The following is a 17,099-nucleotide window of genomic DNA, read 5'->3' as shown; positions in this document are numbered from 1 at the left end:
TGCGCAACGTTAGCACGGTGAGAGTGGGCCGGACAGGGCAGAATGCACAGAATTTTCGATGGTGGTTGTACCCAATGAGCATTGTGAGTAGGGTCACAATTAATCCAGGCGACGACGCCCGGATGCTGGCCAGCGGCTGGATCACAAGTCCTTCCCCGGCCCGCGAGCACGAGCTGAAAGGTGCGATCAACTGTGTTGACGGACGAAGCCAGCCAGGATGCCAACAAGGCTCCGAATCCCGGAATCAGTGCAGAAAATCCTCGTCGGACCGGCGGGAACCTGGTCCAACTTATTTCCCCCCAGGGGGAACGCATCAGCCACCCGGAGTTCGATCTCTGGGTCAGCGATGTCACGGACGAGCAGCTGTGCTCGCTGTATGAGGACATGACCGTTATCCGCCGTATCGACGCCGAGGCCACCGCTTTGCAGCGTCAGGGGGAGTTGGCCTTGTGGCCGCCACTGCTGGGCCAGGAAGCATCGCAGATCGGTTCAGGCAGGGCGCTCAGGGACGATGACTTCGTCTTCCCCAGCTACCGGGACAACGGCGTGGCCTATTGCCGCGGTGTGGAGCCAACCGACATGGTCCGTGCCTGGCGCGGCAATGCATCCTTCGGCTGGGACCCGTACCGCTACAACATTGCCACCCAGCAGATCATGATCGGTTCCCAATCGCTGCACGCAACCGGTTACGCCATGGGCATCCAGGACGACGGCGCCGACTCGGTTGCGGTTGCGTTCTTCGGTGATGGCGCCACCAGCGAGGGCGACGTCAACGAGGCAATGGTCTTTGCCGCGAGCTTCCAGGCGCCTGTGGTCTTTATTTGCCAGAACAACCATTGGGCCATCTCCGAGCCCGTGCGGATTCAGTCCCACATCCAGATCGCCGACCGCGCCTCGGGATTTGGCATCCCCAGCATGCGCGTCGACGGGAACGACGTCCTGGCGGTTTTGGCGGTCACCCGCATTGCGCTGGACAGGGCACGCAAGGGCGGGGGACCCACGTTCATCGAGGCGGTGACCTATCGCATGGGCCCGCACACGACGGCGGATGATCCCACCCGCTACCGCGACGCCAATGAGCTTGAGGACTGGGCGGCCAAGGACCCGATTGCACGCCTCAAGGCGCTGCTTCGCACCAAGGGCCTGCTGACGGACGAAGTGGAAGCCAAGACCCAGGCTAAAGCGGACGAGGTGGCCGGGAACCTGAGGGCAGGCGTGATCAACATGCCCGACCCCGCGCCGTTGGACCTTTTCAACCACGTGTACAGCACGCCCAACTCCTGGATTGAACGCCAGAAGGACCACTACTCCCGCTATCTGGAAAGCTTCAGCGGATCCACCCAGGAAGGTGCACTCTGATGAGCAAGCTGACATTCGCCCGCGCCATCAACGCCGGCCTGCGCAAGTCCCTCGAAAGCGATCCCAAAGTCATCCTGATGGGTGAAGACATCGGGGCGCTCGGCGGCGTCTTCCGGGTGACCGACGGCCTCCAGAAAGACTTCGGCAAGCACCGGGTGGTCGACACCCCTTTGGCGGAATCTGCCATCATCGGCACCGCCGTCGGCCTGGCCTACCGCGGCTACCGTCCCGTGTGCGAAATCCAATTCGACGGCTTCATCTACCCGGCGTTCGACCAGATTGTCAGCCAGGTAGCCAAGATGCACTACCGGACGCAAGGCCGCGTCAAGATGCCCATCACCATCCGCGTTCCGTTTGGCGGCGGGATCGGTTCACCGGAACACCACTCCGAATCCCCGGAGGCCTACTTCACCCACACCTCCGGACTGCGCGTTATTAGCGTCTCCAACCCGCAAGATGCCTACACCATGATCCAGCAGGCCATCGCCTCGGACGATCCGGTGCTGTATTTCGAGCCCAAGCGCCGCTACCACGACAAGGGCGACGTGGATGAGACCGCAGACCTTTCCACGGCGCTGTCCATGGAAAAGGCCAAGGTGGTCTCCTCCGGCAGCGACGTCACCTTGGTGACGTACGGCCCGCTCGTGAAGACCGCCAGTGACGCGGCCATGGCTGCCTCCGATGAAGGAATCTCTGTGGAGGTCATCGACCTGCGCTCGCTGGCCCCGATCGACTTCCCGGCAGTGGAGGCATCCGTCCGCAAGACCGGCCGGCTGGTCATCACGCATGAGGCTGCGCAGTCCGGCGGGCTCGGCGCGGAAATCGCCGCGAGCATCACCGAGCGCTGCTTCAACTATCTTGAATCGGCACCAGTCCGGATCACGGGCTTCGACATCCCATACCCGTACTCAAAGCTTGAAATGCACCATTTGCCGGATCTGGACAGGATCCTTGACGGTGTGGACCGGGCACTCGGCCGCGGCAACTCCCTGAGCGGCCTGGAAGGATGAGCGCCACGATGATCAAGGAATTCAGGCTTCCGGACCTCGGCGAAGGACTCACCGAGTCGGAAATTCTCAGCTGGAAGGTTGCGGTGGGGGACACCGTGACCCTGAACCAAGTCATTGCCGAGGTGGAAACGGCCAAGGCCGTGGTTGAGCTTCCCTCGCCCTTCGCAGGAACCGTGGCTGCCTTGCATGAACAAGCCGGTTCCGTTGTGGAGGTCGGCAAGCCGATCGTTTCCTTCGAAGTCGACGACGTCGCAGCCCCGCCGCCGAACGGAACCGCCCCCAGCGCAGCCACTGCCGGAGTCGCCGGCTCCGATGCGCGCACGTCAAGTGAGCCCGTCGGCACAGGGAGCCCGGTTGGCTCCCCGGCGAAACGCGAGCCGAACCTTGTGGGCTACGGAGCCGTCGTCGAAAAGTCGGGACGGCCTGCCCGTCGCCAGCGAGCTATTGGCGGGGGCATCACCGAAGGCGGGCCCGCCCCGGCAGGCGGACAGTCGGCTCCTGTCCCCGCACCGACCGCGCCGACCGCTGCTCCAAACGAGCCGACGGCGGAACAAGAGCGTCCGCGATCCACCCCTCCGGTCCGCAAGTTGGCGAGGGACCTGGGAATTGACCTTGAACTGATCAAGGGAACTGGGCCGGCGGGGCTCATCACCCGTTCGGATGTCCAGGACTTCGCGGCCGGGTCACAGGTTCAGGTCTCCGCTCCTGAGGTCGCCCCGGCCTCAGGGCCCGCCGCCGGGGTTTCCGCTGAACGCGAGACCCGCACCCCTATCAAGGGCGTCCGCAAGTTCACGGCCGCTGCCATGGTGCAAAGTGCTTTTACGGCGCCGCACGTGACGGAGTTCCTGACCATTGACGTCACGCCTACCATGGAACTGCTGGCGCGGCTCAAGGCCAGTCGCGAGTTTGCCGGGTACAAGCTCACGCCCTTGACCATCGCGGCCAAGGCGGTGCTGATTGCCCTGCGCAGGAACCCGACGCTGAACTCCCGTTGGGACGAAGGTGCACAGGAGATCGTGCAGTTCAACTACGTGAACCTGGGCATCGCGGCAGCCACGCCGCGGGGGCTAACAGTTCCCAACATCAAAGACGCGGACAAGATGACGCTGCTGGAACTGTCCGCGGCCTTGTCGGAGCTCACGGACACGGCGCGTTCCGGCAAGACCTCCCCGTCAGACTTGTCGGGTGGAACTATCTCGATCACGAACATCGGAGTCTTCGGGATCGACGCCGGAACCCCCATCTTGAACCCGGGCGAGGCTGCTATAGTCGCGCTGGGATCGGTGCGCAAAGCCCCTTGGGTGCACAATGACGAACTCGCGGTGCGCCAAGTGATGTCTCTGAGCTTGTCCTTCGACCACCGGCTGGTGGACGGTGAACAAGGCTCGAGATTCCTGGCCGACCTAGGCACGATCCTGTCCGACCCTGCAACAGTCATGACCATGATCTAGTCGAGCTTTTCGACGACGCCCGCTCACGTATGTCGTGTTTCGGAGCGACGCTCGCTCACGTATGTCGTGTTTCGGAGCGACGCTCGCTCACGCACAACGGCGCGGCCCGGGCGTTCAGGGGGTTTGTGGAGCGCCCCAAAAGTGAGCGGGCGTTGGCCGGGAGGGCGCAGACATCTGCTGCGCAGGGAACCGTCGAACTGGCGAGCTGGCTTGTCGCACTTAGCGCACGGTCAGAGCGGCGAGTGCCATGCGTTCGAGGATGGGCCGGGCGCTTTTGACCGCCATGCGTCGGCCGTGGTGCCGGACCGAGTGGGGGGTCGAGTTGATCAGGCCAAAGGCTGCGTGGGCTCGGACCCGTAGCTCCGTAGGATCGGTGTCCGGATGCAGTTCGCCGAGGACGCTCACCCACAGTTCCACGTAGTTGCGCTGGAGGGCGCGCACTTCGGCTTGGTCGGCGTCGTTGAGGTTGCTGAAGTCGCGGTCCTGGACGCGGATGACATCGGGATTGCTGAGGGCGAAGTCCACATGGAATTCCACCAGTCCACGCAACGCGGCTTCGGCATCGGGGGCTTCGGACGCCACGGTGCGGCCGCCGTCGAGCAGGTTGCGGCTCACGCTCAGCAACAGTTCGGCAAGGACGGCCTGTTTTCCGGGGAAATGCCGGTACACGGCAGGTCCGCTGACGCCTGCTGCGGCTCCCAAGTCCTCGAGGGACACGCGGTTGAAACCGTCGGCGGCGAACAGCCCGGCTGCGGCGGCCAGGAGAGCCTTGCGCCGCGTTTCCTTGGCCTGGCTTCTCTGGGTCAGTGCCTGGCCGTCCTGCTCGGAGCTCCGCTGGAAGGTGACCACAATTCCTCCTTTTGCAAGCGTCCAATGCGCGGTCGGTGCCGGGGGTGAGCCCAGTTCCGAGGTGATGGACAGCACAGTTAATAGAGACTAACCTAAATTCCAGTTATGCGGTACTAACTGAAATGGCCATTGGCCGGGATGGGACACAGTCGATGGAGACACTCGTCAGCCAGCTGGACACCAGCAGCGATCAGTTCGCGGCCAACGCGGAAGCGCAGCTGTCCCTGGTGCACGAGCTGAAGAAGCGCCTTGCCGTGGCTGCCCTCGGCGGACCGGAGAAGTCGCGTGAGCGGCACATCTCCCGGGGGAAGCTGTTGCCGCGGGAGCGCATCAACTACTTGCTGGACGAGGGCAGCCCGTTCCTGGAGATCGCTCCGTTGGCGGCCAACGGGATGTATAACGACGATTCGCCCGGCGCCGGGGTGATTGCGGGGATCGGTTTGGTCCACGGCCGCCAGGTGATGGTGGTGTCCAACGACGCCACGGTCAAGGGCGGGACGTACTACCCGATGACGGTGAAGAAACACCTCCGAGCCCAGGAAATAGCCCTGGAGAACAAACTGCCCTGCGTCTACCTGGTGGATTCCGGGGGAGCGTTCCTGCCCAAGCAGGACGAGGTGTTCCCGGACAAGGAGCACTTCGGCCGGATCTTCTTCAACCAAGCGCGCATGTCCGCGGCCAAGATCCCGCAGATTGCCTCGGTGATGGGGTCCTGCACGGCCGGGGGCGCCTACGTTCCCGCGATGAGCGACGAAACGGTCATCGTCCGCAACCAGGGCACCATCTTCCTCGGCGGTCCGCCCCTTGTGAAGGCCGCCATCGGTGAAATTGTCACGGCCGAGGAACTCGGCGGCGGGGACGTCCACTCAAGGATTTCGGGTGTGACGGACCACCTGGCCGAAAACGATGAGCATGCGCTGCAAATCGTCCGCGACATCGTCTCCACCCTCCCCAAGCCGGCGGCCCCCGCATGGGACGTGGACACCGCCGTCGAGCCGGTGGTGGACCCAGGCGAGATTTATGGCGCCGTTCCCACAGACGTCAATGCGCAGTACGACGTTCGCGAAGTCATCGCCCGTCTGGTGGACGGCTCCAGGTTTCATGAGTTCAAGAAGAACTACGGCGCCACCCTGGTGACGGGGTTCGCGAAGCTGCATGGCCACCCCGTGGGAATCGTGACCAACAACGGGGTGCTGTTCAGCGAGTCGGCGCTCAAGGGGGCGCACTTCATCGAACTGTGCGACCAGCGCGGCATCCCTCTGGTCTTCCTGCAGAACCTCTCGGGCTTCATGGTTGGCAAGGACTACGAGCACGGCGGTATCGCCAAGAACGGCGCCAAGATGGTCACCGCGGTCGCCACGGCCCGGGTGCCCAAGTTGACCGTGGTGATCGGTGGATCCTTCGGCGCCGGCAACTATTCGATGTGCGGCCGGGCCTACTCGCCGCGGTTCCTGTGGATGTGGCCGGCATCCCGGATCTCGGTCATGGGCGGGAACCAGGCCTCCAGCGTGCTGGCCACCGTCAAACGGGACCAGTACGAGGCCCGCGGCGAGGAATGGTCGGCTGAAGACGAGGAAGCTTTCAAGGCCCCCATCAAGCGGCAGTACGAGGACCAAGGCAGCCCCTACTACTCCACCGCCCGGCTCTGGGACGACGGCATCATCGACCCCGCCGACACCCGGCGCGTCCTGGGCATGGCCCTGGACACCGTCTCCCGCCAACCCTTGCCGGAAACCTCCTTCGGCCTCTTCAGGATGTGACCCCATGACGATCACACCTTTCGACACCGTCCTTGTCGCCAACCGGGGCGAGATCGCCTGCCGCGTCATCCGCACCCTCAAAGCCACGGGCATCCGCTCGGTGGCGGTCTATTCAGACGCCGACGCCGGGGCCCGGCACGTGCGCGAAGCAGACGCTGCCGTCCGGATCGGCACAGCCGCTGCGGCGGACAGTTACCTGCGGATAGACGCGATCATCGAGGCTTGCCTGCAAAGCGGCGCCCAGGCCGTCCATCCTGGCTACGGCTTCCTGGCCGAAAATGTGGAATTTGCCAAGGCCTTGGACGCGGCTGGCATCGCGTTCATCGGCCCCGGCATTGACGCCATCGAGATCATGGGCGACAAGATCCGTTCCAAGAACCACGTGATGTCCTACGGCGTCCCGTGCGTACCAGGCATCGCCGAACCCGGCCTGAGCGACGAGGCACTGATCGAAGCGGCGCCCGGCGTCGGCTTCCCCTTGCTCATCAAGCCTTCTGCCGGGGGCGGCGGCAAAGGCATGCACATCGTGGAGCGGCTCGAGGATATGGCGGCCACCTTGCTGACGGCTCGCCGCGTTGCGGCGAGCGCCTTCGGCGATGACACCTTGTTCCTGGAACGGCTCATCCAGTCGCCCCGGCACATCGAGGTCCAGGTCCTCGCCGACAACCACGGCAACGTGATTCATCTCGGCGAGCGCGAATGTTCGCTGCAGCGTCGCCACCAGAAAGTCATCGAGGAAGCACCGTCCCCCTTGCTGGAGTCCCTCGCGAATGGGGCAGAGGTCAGGGCTCGGATCGGTGAGGCCGCTTGCCAGGCTGCCCGGAGCGTCAAGTACAGCGGTGCGGGCACGGTCGAGTTCCTCGTCTCGGACCAGGACCCGGAACACTTCTTCTTCATGGAGATGAACACGCGTCTCCAGGTGGAGCACCCTGTCACGGAAATGGTCACCGGTGTCGACCTCGTCGAATGGCAAGTGCGCATCGCGGCAGGTGAGGTTCTCACGGTGGCGCAGTCCGACGTCGTGCTTGACGGCCACGCGGTAGAGGCGCGCGTCTACGCAGAGGTGCCCGAACGCGGTTTCATGCCATCCATCGGCGAGATTCTGACGCTCCGGGAACGGGCAAGCAACGATCCGCATGTCCGCATCGACTCCGCCATGCTTCCGGGGCTGTCCGTCACCGGCGACTACGATCCCATGCTCGCAAAGGTCATTGCCTGGGGCCCTGACCGCAAAGCGGCGCTGGACACCCTTGACCACGCTCTGGGGGACTATACGCTGCTGGGTGTGCACACGAACGTTGAGTACCTGCGGCTCCTGATCAACGACGACGACGTCCGCGCGGGCCGCCTCGACACCGGCCTGATCGAGCGCAAGTTGCCCGGGCTGACGTTCCGTCAAGTGACCGACGTCGAGTTGATCGCCACAGCGATGCTGAACCACTCAGAACTGGTTCCGGTAGGGGCGGCAGTCCCTTGGAACACCGCCGATGGCTGGCGCGTTGGCGCGCCCGCGCCGTGGAAGACCACCATCGGACGTCCCGACGGCGGCCTGGCCACCGTGGGGCTGACCGTGAACGGGACTGGCTTCACGGCGCGTGTCGATAACGGCGTCGTGCACGCTGCCGAAATGCGGCCCGGATCCGCAGGGCATGCGGCGCTGGTGGTCGACGGCGTTGAGCACCATTTCGCGCACGGCTCGCCATCTCCGGGGCGTGGGACACACGAACTTTGGCTCGGCGGCGACGGCTGGTCCTGCCGGCTGGACATTCTGGACCGCGAATCCCGGCTCCAACGCATCCTCGCGGGCATTCAGCGCGAAGAAGGCGCCGCGGATCCCGAAGTCCGTTCTCCCATGCCGGGAACAGTCGTCTCCGTTTCGGTGCACAACGGCGACCATGTGGAAGCGGGCGACGTTCTCCTTGCCGTGGAGGCAATGAAGATGGAACACCAGCTGGCCGCCTCGGTGTCCGGCACAGTGCACCTCGCCAGTAAGACCGGGGACCTCGTCAAAGCTGACCAAGTCCTCGCCACCATCCATGTGGCGGCAGAACCCACCCAAGAATCCACCCCTGAAGCCACAACGGGCGGAACGACACAAGACCAGAAAGACGAGGAAGTCTAGCCATGGCAAGTTTTGAACTCACTGAGGAATACCAGGACCTCAGCGACTCCGTCCGGGAATTCGCCGACGAGGTAGTTGCCCCTGTGTCCACCAAGCACGACGAGGAACACAGCTTCCCCTACGAGGTAGTCAAGCAGATGGGCGAGATGGGCCTTTTCGGCCTTCCCTTCCCTGAAGAGTTCGGCGGCATGGGCGGGGACTACTTCGCGCTCGCCCTCGCGCTGGAACAATTGGGCAGGGTGGACCAGTCCGTCGCGATCACCCTCGAAGCGGGCGTCTCGCTGGGCGCCATGCCGGTGTACCGCTTCGGCACCCAGGCGCAAAAGGAACATTGGCTGCCCCAGCTGACCTCAGCCGAAGCGCTCGCAGGTTTCGGCCTGACCGAGCCGGAAGCCGGCTCGGACGCCGGCGGCACCAAAACGAACGCGCACCTCGAGGACGGCCGCTGGGTCATCAACGGCAACAAGGAATTCATCACCAACTCCGGGACCGACATCACCCGGCTCGTCACTGTCACCGCCGTCACCGGACAGCACGAACGCAAGGACCGGAGCATCAAGAAGGAAATCTCCACCATCCTGGTTCCCACCGACACGCCAGGTTTCACTGCGGAAAAGGCGTACAACAAGGTGGGCTGGAACGCCTCCGATACCCACCCGCTCACACTGAACAACGTCCGGGTACCCGAAGAGAACCTGCTCGGTGTCCGGGGACGGGGCTACGCCAACTTCCTGTCCATCCTGGACGAAGGCCGCATCGCCATCGCCGCGCTCGCCACCGGCGCAGCCCAGGGTTGCGTCGACTTGTCCGTTAAATACGCCAAGGAACGCGTGGCCTTCGGACAGAACATCGGCAAGTACCAGGCCATCCAGTTCAAGATCGCCCGCATGCATGCACGGGCCCACACAGCGCGCCTGGCCTACTACGATGCTGCCGCGAGGATGCTGGCCGGCAAGCCGTTCAAGACCGAAGCGGCCATCGCTAAGATGGTCGCAGGCGAGGCAGCCATGGACAACGCACGGGACGCCACCCAGGTGTTCGGTGGCTATGGCTTCATCAACGAATTCACGGTGGCACGCCACTACCGCGACTCCAAGATCCTGGAAGTCGGGGAAGGTACCACTGAGGTCCAGTTGATGCTCATCGCCCGCGAGCTGGGCCTTTAACCGTCAGGGAAGGTAAACGATGATTGACAAAGTTGTTGCCAGCGCCGCGGAAGCGGTGAAGGACATCCACGATGGTGCCTCGCTCGCCGTCGGAGGGTTCGGCTTGTGCGGAATCCCCGTGGCGCTGATCGACGCGCTCCACGATCAAGGCACCAAGGACCTTGAAACTGTCAGCAACAACTGCGGAGTGGACGACTGGGGTCTGGGCATCCTGCTCAGGGACGGACGCATCCGCCGGACCATCAGTTCCTATGTTGGCGAGAACAAGGAGTTCGCGCGGCAGTACCTGGCCGGCGAGCTTGAGGTCGTTCTCACCCCGCAAGGCACCCTGGCCGAGAAACTGCGCGCCGGCGGCGCCGGCATCCCCGCGTTCTTCACCGCGGCCGGCGTCGGGACCCAGGTCTCGGAGGGCGGGCTTCCGCAAAAGTACGACGCCGACGGCAACGTTGCGATCGCATCCTCACCGAAGGAAGTGCGTACCTTCAACGGCGCAGACTATGTCCTGGAGGAATCCCTGACACCCGATTTTGGACTGGTCCATGCTTGGAAGGGCGACCGTCATGGGAACCTCGTTTTCCACGCGACTGCCATGAATTTCAACCCGTTGTGTGCCATGGCGGCCAGGATCACCATCGCCGAGGTGGAAGAGCTCGTAGAGCCAGGCGAGCTCGATCCGCAAAACATCCACACTCCGGGCATCTTCGTCCAGCGCGTCGTGCTTGCACCGGACACAGAGAAGCGCATCGAAAAGCGGACCGTCGCGTTGACCCCGGCTTCCACTACCCGTCCCACCGAAGCTGCGGGCACTACCGAGCAGGCAGGAGCGTAGCCATGGAATCGAACATCACCCAGGATGTGCCGCCGCGTCCCGAGGCGGTCAGGCACGAGTACCGCCGCGCCGACGCCGACCATCACGAGGGCAAAGGCTGGACGCGGAACGAGCTGGCCGCCCGCGTGGCCCGTGAGCTCAGCAACGGGCAATACGTCAACCTGGGGATCGGCATGCCCACCCTGATTCCCAACTACATCCCGGTCGGCGTCGAAGTGATCCTGCATTCCGAAAACGGCATCCTGGGCGTTGGCCCCTATCCGGCCGAGGACGCTGTTGACCCCGATCTCATCAACGCCGGCAAGGAAACGGTCACCGTCAACGCGGGCGCCGCGTTCTTCGACTCGGCAACATCGTTCGGCATGATCCGCGGCGGCCACGTGGATGTGGCGGTGCTGGGAGCCATGGAGGTCGCGGCCAACGGGGACCTTGCCAATTGGATGATCCCGGGAAAGATGGTCAAGGGCATGGGCGGCGCCATGGATCTGGTCTTCGGCGCCAAACGGGTGATCGTGATGATGGAGCACGTGGACCGCAACGGCAAGCCGAAGATCGTCAAGGAATGCTCGTTGCCCGTCACGGGGAAAGGCTGCGTGGACAGAATCATCACGGACCTCGCCGTGATCGACGTCGTCTCCGACGGAGGGGAATCGAGGCTGGTCCTGCGTGAGTTGGCACCGAATGTCTCCGCAGAGGACGTTGCGGCGGCGACCGGCGTCGAACTTTTCGAAGAGGACCAGGAACTGACCGTATGACCACAGATCCCGAACAGCGCGTCACTGAACCCCGAATTATCCAGCAGCGCGGGCTCTACTTCGATGAGCTCGAGGAAGACGTCGTCTACGCGCACCGGCCGGGCCGGACCGTCACGGAAACGGACAACGTCCTATTCACCACACTGACCATGAACACCCAGGCACTTCACCTGGACGCGGCCTGGAGCGCCACGCAACCCTTCGGGCAAAGGCTCATGAACTCGATGTTCACCGTGTCCACCATGGTGGGACAGTCCGTAACTCAGCTGACCCAGGGCACCATCATCGCCCAGCTAGGCCTCACGGACGTCTCTTTCCCGCACCCGCTCTACCACGGCGACACCCTCTACACGGAGACCGTCGTCACCGGGAAACGGGAGTCGTCGTCGCGTCCCGGGCAGGGCGTGGTGACCATGCTGCACACGGGTAGGAACCAGGACGGCGCGGTTGTGGCCCTGGCCACGAGGGCTTGCCTCATGTGGACCCGGACCGCGCATCTGGAGGCGCAACAGGGGACAATCAATACATGACCTTCACCATGGGCCCCGCTTTGCTTTTCTGCCCCGCCGACCGCCCGGAACGGTTCCAAAAGGCCGCCGAGCGTTCCGACGCGGTCATCGTAGACCTCGAGGACGCCGTCGCGCCCGCAGACAAGAAGCGGGCCCGGGGCGCCATCCTCGCCCAGCTTGGCTCGGGTGGCGAGACCGCCGAACTCGACCCGAGCCGCACGATTGTGCGGGTCAATCCGGCGGGCACCCCGGACTTCGAGAAGGACTTGCACTGCCTCGCGCACACGCCGTACCGCACGGTGATGTTGGCCAAGGCCGAGACCGCCGAACAGTTGAAAGCACTCGAGGGCTATCACGTCATCGCCTTGTGCGAGACGGCCAAAGGGATCATCAACGCGGCCGAGATCGCCCAGACCCCCAACGTCGTCGCGCTCATGTGGGGTGCCGAGGACCTGATCGCCTCCATGGGCGGCACCTCCAGCCGCAGGGACGACGGCGGCTACAGGGCCGTCGCGACGCACTCGCGCTCTACGGTGCTGCTGGCTGCCAAAGCTGCCGGCAAGGAAGCCATCGACTCGGTCTACGTCGACATTCCCGATCTTCCCGGACTGGCCGTGGAGTCCGCCGACGCAGTGGCCAGCGGATTCGGTGCCAAGGCCTGCATCCACCCGAGCCAGGTCGCAGTTGTCCGCGAAGCCTATGCACCCTCGCCGGAGGCCGTCGCAGGGGCCCGGGAACTGCTTGATGCCGCCGCTGCGGCTGGAACCGGTGTGTTCCAGCACAAGGGCAAAATGGTGGACGGGCCCATCCTGAAACACGCCGAATCCACGCTGCGCAGGGCCCGGCTCTCCTGAAGGTTCAGTCCGGCCGGATCTAGCGTCCGCGCCTCCGGGAAGGCGGATGGCCCAAAGGGGCAATGACCTCGTAGAGCTCCATCCGGATCCAGCGCTGGCCCGTCTCACGGAACTCGGACCTCGTGGCGAAACGGTAGAGGAAACTGCGGGCACGCACCCAACTCGGCCGTGCGCCGTCGAACGGGTCCTGGCGCAACAAGCGCAAGGTGGGCTGGTCGGCGTCGAGCAACTTGCCCAAGAACGCGTAGAACCATTCCTCGTGCACCGTGCGCAAGGGAAGGAACCACATCAACCAGTCGAGGCGCAGGTGGTACGGCGCCCACTGGCGGGGGAGGCGGCGGACGTCGCCCGGCTTGCCCTTGAAGCCATATTCGCGCCAGTCGGCTTCATCGACTGGAACGTCCGCTTGCGTGCCTTCCACCACGATTTCCACCCGGTGCCGCGTCACCGTACCGAACGCCCCGTAGGTGTTGACCAACTGCCATCGGTTGAAGCTCGCGTTCATGAGCTGCTCCCGCGAGAGCAGGTTGCGGATGGGCCAATAGCTGAGCACCACGAGGAGCACCGTCACCGCGAGTACGACGGCGCGCCACCACGCCGGGGTCTGCGGAACCGCCGTGGCCGGGTACCGCTGTTGCGGTATGAAGGGCAGCACAGCATGGGCCACCGGGTCACTCACCGCGGCGAAGGCAAGCACGATCGCGGACCAGTTAAGCCACGCGAAGTTACCGCTCCCCACAAGCCAGAGTTGCGTGAAAACGACAATTCCGGCGGCAATGGTGGCCAGTGGCTGCGGGGCGAACAGGAAGAACGGCACCACCAGCTGGGCGAAGTGGTTGCCGAGCACTTCCATGCGGTGAAGTGGCTTAGGCAGGAGATGCGCCTGGCGGCTCAGGGGCCCGGGCATGGGCTGCGTCTCGTGGTGGTAGTACAGGGCGGTTAAATCACGCCATTCGCTTCCGCCATGGATCTTGATCATGCCCGCGCCGAACTCGAGCCTGAACAACAGCCACACGAGTAGCACGAGGATGGTCTTAGGCGGAGGCGTCTGGTCCGAACCAAGGAAGCCAACAGTGAAACCCATTTCCAACAGCAGCATCTCCCAGCCGAAGCCGTAGAAGGTCTGGCCGACGTTGACGATCGACATGTAGAGCAGCCACAAAGCCAGGAACGCGGACAGGGGAAGCCACGGCGGTCCCAGCTGCGGCAGCCCGCCCACGAGCGCCAGGGAAACGGCGAGCCCCGCGGCGCACACTGCGCGGAGCAAGGAGTCCGAATATTTCCACCGGAAAAGGCTAGGCCTGCGCAAGATCCTGTGACCGTCCACGTACCTCGGGACAGGGAGAAGCCCGTGTTCACCGAGGAGTGCTGGGAACTGGTTGAGGCTGGACAGGAACGCGATGAAGTAGAGCGCGGCCGTGCCACGCTGGAGCACCTGCCGGGCGAATTCATAGTCCGGCGCCTCGAACCACGAGACCCAGTCCACACACCAACGCTACGCCTGGGGTGCGGGATACTTAAGCAATGCAGCCGCGCAAGATCATCCTCCTCGGGTCCACTGGTTCCATCGGCACACAGGCGATTGACGTCGTCGACGCCGCTCCCCACCTGTTCGAGGTCGTGGCACTGAGCGCCGGTGGCGGCAACCTGGAACTCATCGCGCAGCAGGCGGTCCACACCAAGGCCAAGGCCGTCGGCATCGCCTACGGCGACGCACGCGAACTCCAGGGACTCATCGGCGCTGCAGCTTCCGCCGCCGGACTCAGGAACTATGATCCGGCGATCATCACGGGGCCGGACGCCTCCACCAAGATTGCCGCGATAGAAGCGGATGTCGTGCTTAACGGCATTACGGGATCCATCGGGCTGGCGCCCACGCTGGCCGCGCTCAAGTCCGGCGCAACCTTGGCCTTGGCAAACAAAGAATCCCTGATCGTGGGCGGTGCGTTGGTGAAGGCCGCGGCAGCCGTTGACCAGATCGTGCCAGTGGATTCCGAGCACTCGGCCATCGCCCAATGTCTCCGAGCAGGGGCCGAGAACGAGGTCGAAAAACTCATCCTGACCGCTTCCGGCGGTCCGTTCCGGGGCCGCAGCCGCGAGCAACTCCGCGACGTCACCCCTGCGGAGGCGCTTGCCCACCCCACCTGGGATATGGGACTGATGGTCACCACCAACTCAGCCAGCCTGGTCAACAAAGGCCTGGAGGTCATCGAAGCGCACTTGCTCTTCGACGTCCCTCTGGACAGGATCGACGTCGTGGTGCACCCGCAATCCGTGGTGCATTCCATGGTGGAGTTCGTGGACGGCTCCATCATCGCCCAAGCCTCCCCGCCGGACATGCGGCTCCCCATTGCCCTCGGACTGGGGTGGCCGGATCGCGTGCCCCGCGCCGCCAAGGCCTGCGACTGGACCCAGGCCACCAGCTGGACGTTCGAGCCCCTTGACTCCGTAGCCTTCCCTGCGGTGGAGCTGGCCAAGGACGCAGCGAGGCAGGGAAGTACCTTTCCAGCCGTCTTCAACGCGGCGAACGAGGAAGCGGTGGAGGCCTTCCACGCCGGCAGGATCCGGTTCACCGACATTGTGGACACCGTGGAGTCCGTCCTCAGCGAACATTCAGGATCCTTGGAGCTGACGGTGGACTCGGTGTTGGATGCTGAGAGGTGGGCACGCACGCGCACCCACGATCGTTTAGCCAACAGCACCCTTTAGGAAGCAGTACTTAAGGCATGAATCCCGTCATCCTGTTCATTCTCGGCGTCGTCTTCGTCGCAATCGGCGTGGCCGTCTCCATCGCGCTGCACGAGGTGGGGCATCTTGTGCCCGCCAAGCTGTTCAAAGTGCGCGTCACGAAGTACATGATCGGGTTCGGCCCTACTATATGGTCCACACGGAAGGGCGAGACCGAATACGGTTTCAAGGCCATTCCGCTTGGCGGGTACGTTGCCATGATCGGCATGTACCCGCCCAATAAAGAAGACGGCAGTGTGCGGCCGTCCAGCACCGGTATGTTCCAGACCCTCGCCACCGAGGCTCGGTCCGCGGCCCATGAAGACGTGGGTCCGGGTGACGAGAACAGGGTCTTCTACAAGCTGCCGGTCTGGAAAAAGATCATCATCATGCTGGGCGGCCCCGCGATGAACCTGCTGATCGGCCTAGTGCTCACCGCGGTGTTGCTCATGGGCTTCGGCGTGTCCACCGCCACCACCACCATTGCCAATGTCTCCAAGTGCCAAGTGAAAGCGGGTGAAACCGTCGACCCCAATTCGCCGGACTGCCAGCTGACCCCGGCCGCAATCGCCAAGCTCCAGCCCAACGACGTCGTCACAAGCTTCGATGGCAAGCCGGTGACCAGCTGGGCTGAAATGAGTAGTTGGATCCGGGCATCGGCAGGCAAAGCTGTCCAAATCACCGTGGACCGCGGCGGCAAGAGCGTCACCACGGAAGTAACTCCGGTGCTTTCCGCGCGCCCCGTCATTGGAGACAACGGCCAGCAGGCCAAAGGCGCGGACGGCAAACCGCTGTACGAGGAAGTCGGGTTCCTCGGGATTGGTGCCCAGACCGCCATGGTGCCCCAACCGGCGTCGACCGTTCTTCCGATGGCCGGCGAGAACATCAAGCAAATCGCCGGAGTCATCCTCAACCTGCCCGCCAGGGTAGTCGGCGTGGCGCAGGCAGCTTTCAGCTCCGAGCCGCGCGATCCCAACGGGCCGATCAGCGTGGTGGGCGTCGGCCGGGTGGCCGGTGAAGTCGCCGCCATGGAGGAGGTTCCGCTGCAATCGCGCATCGGCGCGCTCGTGGGGCTCCTCGCGGGACTGAACTTCGCCCTCGCCATCTTCAACTTGATTCCGCTTTTGCCGCTCGACGGCGGACATGTGGCTGGCGCTCTCTACGAAGGGGTCCGGCGTCGAATCGCCAAGCTACGCGGCAAGCCGGATCCCGGCGCTTTCGACATCGCCAAGCTCCTGCCGCTGACGTACGTCGTGGCCAGCCTGCTCATGGCCATGGGGGCGCTGCTGATCTACGCGGACATCGTCAAGCCCGTCAATATCTTTGGCTGATCTGTCTGATCCGGCAGATGCATGAGGCTGCGGAGGACGTCCGGAATGGGCTGGCCCCTGTGCTGGGGGGATAGGCTATCCATATGACTGTTTTCGCTGTTGAGTACGTGTACGACGCCGAGTCCGCCGAGGTTCGCGACGCGAACCGCCCCGCCCACCGCGCCTGGCTCGCCGGTCTCGCCGAGCAGGGGACCCTGCTGGCGAGTGGCCCCTACACGGACGGTGCGGGTGCGCTGCTCCTGCTCAAAGCCGCCGACGAGTCCGAGCTGAACGCTACGTTGAAGGAGGACCCGTTCGCCGCCGTACAAGGGATTGCAGGCATCCGGACGTCGGAGTGGAACCCCATTATCGGAGTGCTCTCAGCCCACGCTTCCTAG

The 17,099-nt window shown here is 64.2% G+C and carries 15 protein-coding genes; 13 read left to right on the top strand and 2 right to left on the bottom strand.

Features of this window, described 5'->3' with window-relative positions; all coding sequences use genetic code 11:
• Positions 1 to 192: 192 nt before the first annotated feature.
• Genes pdhA through AC1DLO_RS08340 form a run of 3 tightly spaced genes read left to right on the top strand, consistent with a single transcriptional unit; the run spans position 193 to position 3,820 of the window.
• A complete protein-coding gene (gene pdhA / locus AC1DLO_RS08350) occupies positions 193 to 1,359 on the top strand; it encodes a pyruvate dehydrogenase (acetyl-transferring) E1 component subunit alpha (protein ID WP_476889176.1) in 1,167 nt (388 codons plus the stop codon).
• Positions 1,359 to 2,369 carry an alpha-ketoacid dehydrogenase subunit beta gene (locus AC1DLO_RS08345; RefSeq protein WP_476889175.1) on the top strand — a complete coding sequence of 337 codons (1,011 nt, stop codon included), beginning with the start codon at positions 1,359 to 1,361 and terminating at the stop codon, positions 2,367 to 2,369. The genes pdhA and AC1DLO_RS08345 overlap by 1 nt, the downstream gene beginning before the upstream one ends.
• Positions 2,366 to 3,820, top strand: coding sequence for a dihydrolipoamide acetyltransferase family protein (locus tag AC1DLO_RS08340; RefSeq protein ID WP_476889174.1), 1,455 nt, complete (start codon positions 2,366 to 2,368; stop codon positions 3,818 to 3,820). Before AC1DLO_RS08345 ends, AC1DLO_RS08340 begins: the two co-directional genes overlap by 4 nt.
• A gap of 219 nt (positions 3,821 to 4,039) precedes the next feature.
• On the opposite strand, the gene AC1DLO_RS08335 is transcribed toward AC1DLO_RS08340, so the two are convergent.
• Positions 4,040 to 4,669 (bottom strand): SACE_7040 family transcriptional regulator, encoded by a 630-nt coding sequence (locus AC1DLO_RS08335; RefSeq protein WP_476889173.1) that lies wholly within the window; start codon positions 4,667 to 4,669, stop codon positions 4,040 to 4,042.
• Between the two features lie 152 nt (positions 4,670 to 4,821).
• On the opposite strand from AC1DLO_RS08335, the gene AC1DLO_RS08330 reads away from it, so the two are divergent.
• From AC1DLO_RS08330 to AC1DLO_RS08300, 7 genes are read left to right on the top strand one after another with little or no spacing between them, the layout of a single operon-like run.
• Complete coding sequence (locus AC1DLO_RS08330; RefSeq protein WP_476889172.1) at positions 4,822 to 6,429, top strand: carboxyl transferase domain-containing protein; 1,608 nt, start codon at positions 4,822 to 4,824, stop codon at positions 6,427 to 6,429.
• A 4-nt stretch (positions 6,430 to 6,433) separates the two neighbouring features.
• Positions 6,434 to 8,551, top strand: coding sequence for an acetyl/propionyl/methylcrotonyl-CoA carboxylase subunit alpha (locus AC1DLO_RS08325; RefSeq protein ID WP_476889171.1), 2,118 nt, complete (start codon positions 6,434 to 6,436; stop codon positions 8,549 to 8,551).
• Positions 8,552 to 8,553: 2 nt separating this feature from the next.
• Complete coding sequence (locus AC1DLO_RS08320; protein ID WP_476889170.1) at positions 8,554 to 9,717, top strand: acyl-CoA dehydrogenase family protein; 1,164 nt, start codon at positions 8,554 to 8,556, stop codon at positions 9,715 to 9,717.
• Positions 9,718 to 9,736: 19 nt separating this feature from the next.
• Positions 9,737 to 10,546, top strand: coding sequence for a CoA transferase subunit A (locus AC1DLO_RS08315; protein ID WP_476889169.1), 810 nt, complete (start codon positions 9,737 to 9,739; stop codon positions 10,544 to 10,546).
• A 2-nt stretch (positions 10,547 to 10,548) separates the two neighbouring features.
• A complete protein-coding gene (locus tag AC1DLO_RS08310; RefSeq protein ID WP_476889168.1) occupies positions 10,549 to 11,301 on the top strand; it encodes a CoA transferase subunit B in 753 nt (250 codons plus the stop codon).
• On the top strand, positions 11,298 to 11,831 hold the full coding sequence (locus tag AC1DLO_RS08305) for a MaoC family dehydratase (RefSeq protein ID WP_476889167.1): 534 nt from the start codon (positions 11,298 to 11,300) through the stop codon (positions 11,829 to 11,831). The genes AC1DLO_RS08310 and AC1DLO_RS08305 overlap by 4 nt, the downstream gene beginning before the upstream one ends.
• Positions 11,828 to 12,664, top strand: coding sequence for an HpcH/HpaI aldolase/citrate lyase family protein (locus AC1DLO_RS08300; protein ID WP_476889166.1), 837 nt, complete (start codon positions 11,828 to 11,830; stop codon positions 12,662 to 12,664). Before AC1DLO_RS08305 ends, AC1DLO_RS08300 begins: the two co-directional genes overlap by 4 nt.
• Positions 12,665 to 12,683: 19 nt before the next feature.
• Here AC1DLO_RS08300 and AC1DLO_RS08295 read toward each other — a convergent pair whose 3' ends face one another.
• Positions 12,684 to 14,150, bottom strand: coding sequence for a lipase maturation factor family protein (locus AC1DLO_RS08295; protein ID WP_476889165.1), 1,467 nt, complete (start codon positions 14,148 to 14,150; stop codon positions 12,684 to 12,686).
• Positions 14,151 to 14,188: 38 nt separating this feature from the next.
• Between AC1DLO_RS08295 and dxr the strand changes: the two genes are divergently transcribed.
• The 3 genes from dxr (at position 14,189) to AC1DLO_RS08280 (ending at position 17,099) form a co-directional block, all read left to right on the top strand.
• Positions 14,189 to 15,373, top strand: coding sequence for a 1-deoxy-D-xylulose-5-phosphate reductoisomerase (gene dxr / locus AC1DLO_RS08290; protein WP_476889164.1), 1,185 nt, complete (start codon positions 14,189 to 14,191; stop codon positions 15,371 to 15,373).
• Positions 15,374 to 15,390: 17 nt separating this feature from the next.
• Entirely contained in the window at positions 15,391 to 16,722 is a 1,332-nt protein-coding gene (locus AC1DLO_RS08285) for a M50 family metallopeptidase (protein ID WP_476889163.1), read from the top strand.
• A gap of 83 nt (positions 16,723 to 16,805) precedes the next feature.
• Positions 16,806 to 17,099 carry a YciI family protein gene (locus tag AC1DLO_RS08280; protein ID WP_268023172.1) on the top strand — a complete coding sequence of 98 codons (294 nt, stop codon included), beginning with the start codon at positions 16,806 to 16,808 and terminating at the stop codon, positions 17,097 to 17,099.

The sequence above is a fragment of the Arthrobacter sp. 01T419 genome (assembly GCF_056398865.1).
Note: the sequence above shows the minus strand (reverse complement) of the source record. Positions and strands in the feature narration are given on the sequence as shown.

Excerpts from the sequence above, each read along its gene's own strand:
- AC1DLO_RS08300 (WP_476889166.1), top strand. The coding sequence starts at position 11,828 with ATGACCTTCACCATGGGCCCCGCTTTGCTTTTCTGCCCCGCCGACCGC.
- AC1DLO_RS08285 (WP_476889163.1), top strand. The coding sequence starts at position 15,391 with ATGAATCCCGTCATCCTGTTCATTCTCGGCGTCGTCTTCGTCGCAATC.
- AC1DLO_RS08340 (WP_476889174.1), top strand. The coding sequence starts at position 2,366 with ATGAGCGCCACGATGATCAAGGAATTCAGGCTTCCGGACCTCGGCGAA.
- AC1DLO_RS08325 (WP_476889171.1), top strand. The coding sequence starts at position 6,434 with ATGACGATCACACCTTTCGACACCGTCCTTGTCGCCAACCGGGGCGAG.
- AC1DLO_RS08345 (WP_476889175.1), top strand. The coding sequence starts at position 1,359 with ATGAGCAAGCTGACATTCGCCCGCGCCATCAACGCCGGCCTGCGCAAG.
- AC1DLO_RS08310 (WP_476889168.1), top strand. The coding sequence starts at position 10,549 with ATGGAATCGAACATCACCCAGGATGTGCCGCCGCGTCCCGAGGCGGTC.
- AC1DLO_RS08280 (WP_268023172.1), top strand. The coding sequence starts at position 16,806 with ATGACTGTTTTCGCTGTTGAGTACGTGTACGACGCCGAGTCCGCCGAG.
- AC1DLO_RS08315 (WP_476889169.1), top strand. The coding sequence starts at position 9,737 with ATGATTGACAAAGTTGTTGCCAGCGCCGCGGAAGCGGTGAAGGACATC.
- dxr (WP_476889164.1), top strand. The coding sequence starts at position 14,189 with ATGCAGCCGCGCAAGATCATCCTCCTCGGGTCCACTGGTTCCATCGGC.
- AC1DLO_RS08330 (WP_476889172.1), top strand. The coding sequence starts at position 4,822 with ATGGAGACACTCGTCAGCCAGCTGGACACCAGCAGCGATCAGTTCGCG.
- AC1DLO_RS08305 (WP_476889167.1), top strand. The coding sequence starts at position 11,298 with ATGACCACAGATCCCGAACAGCGCGTCACTGAACCCCGAATTATCCAG.
- AC1DLO_RS08320 (WP_476889170.1), top strand. The coding sequence starts at position 8,554 with ATGGCAAGTTTTGAACTCACTGAGGAATACCAGGACCTCAGCGACTCC.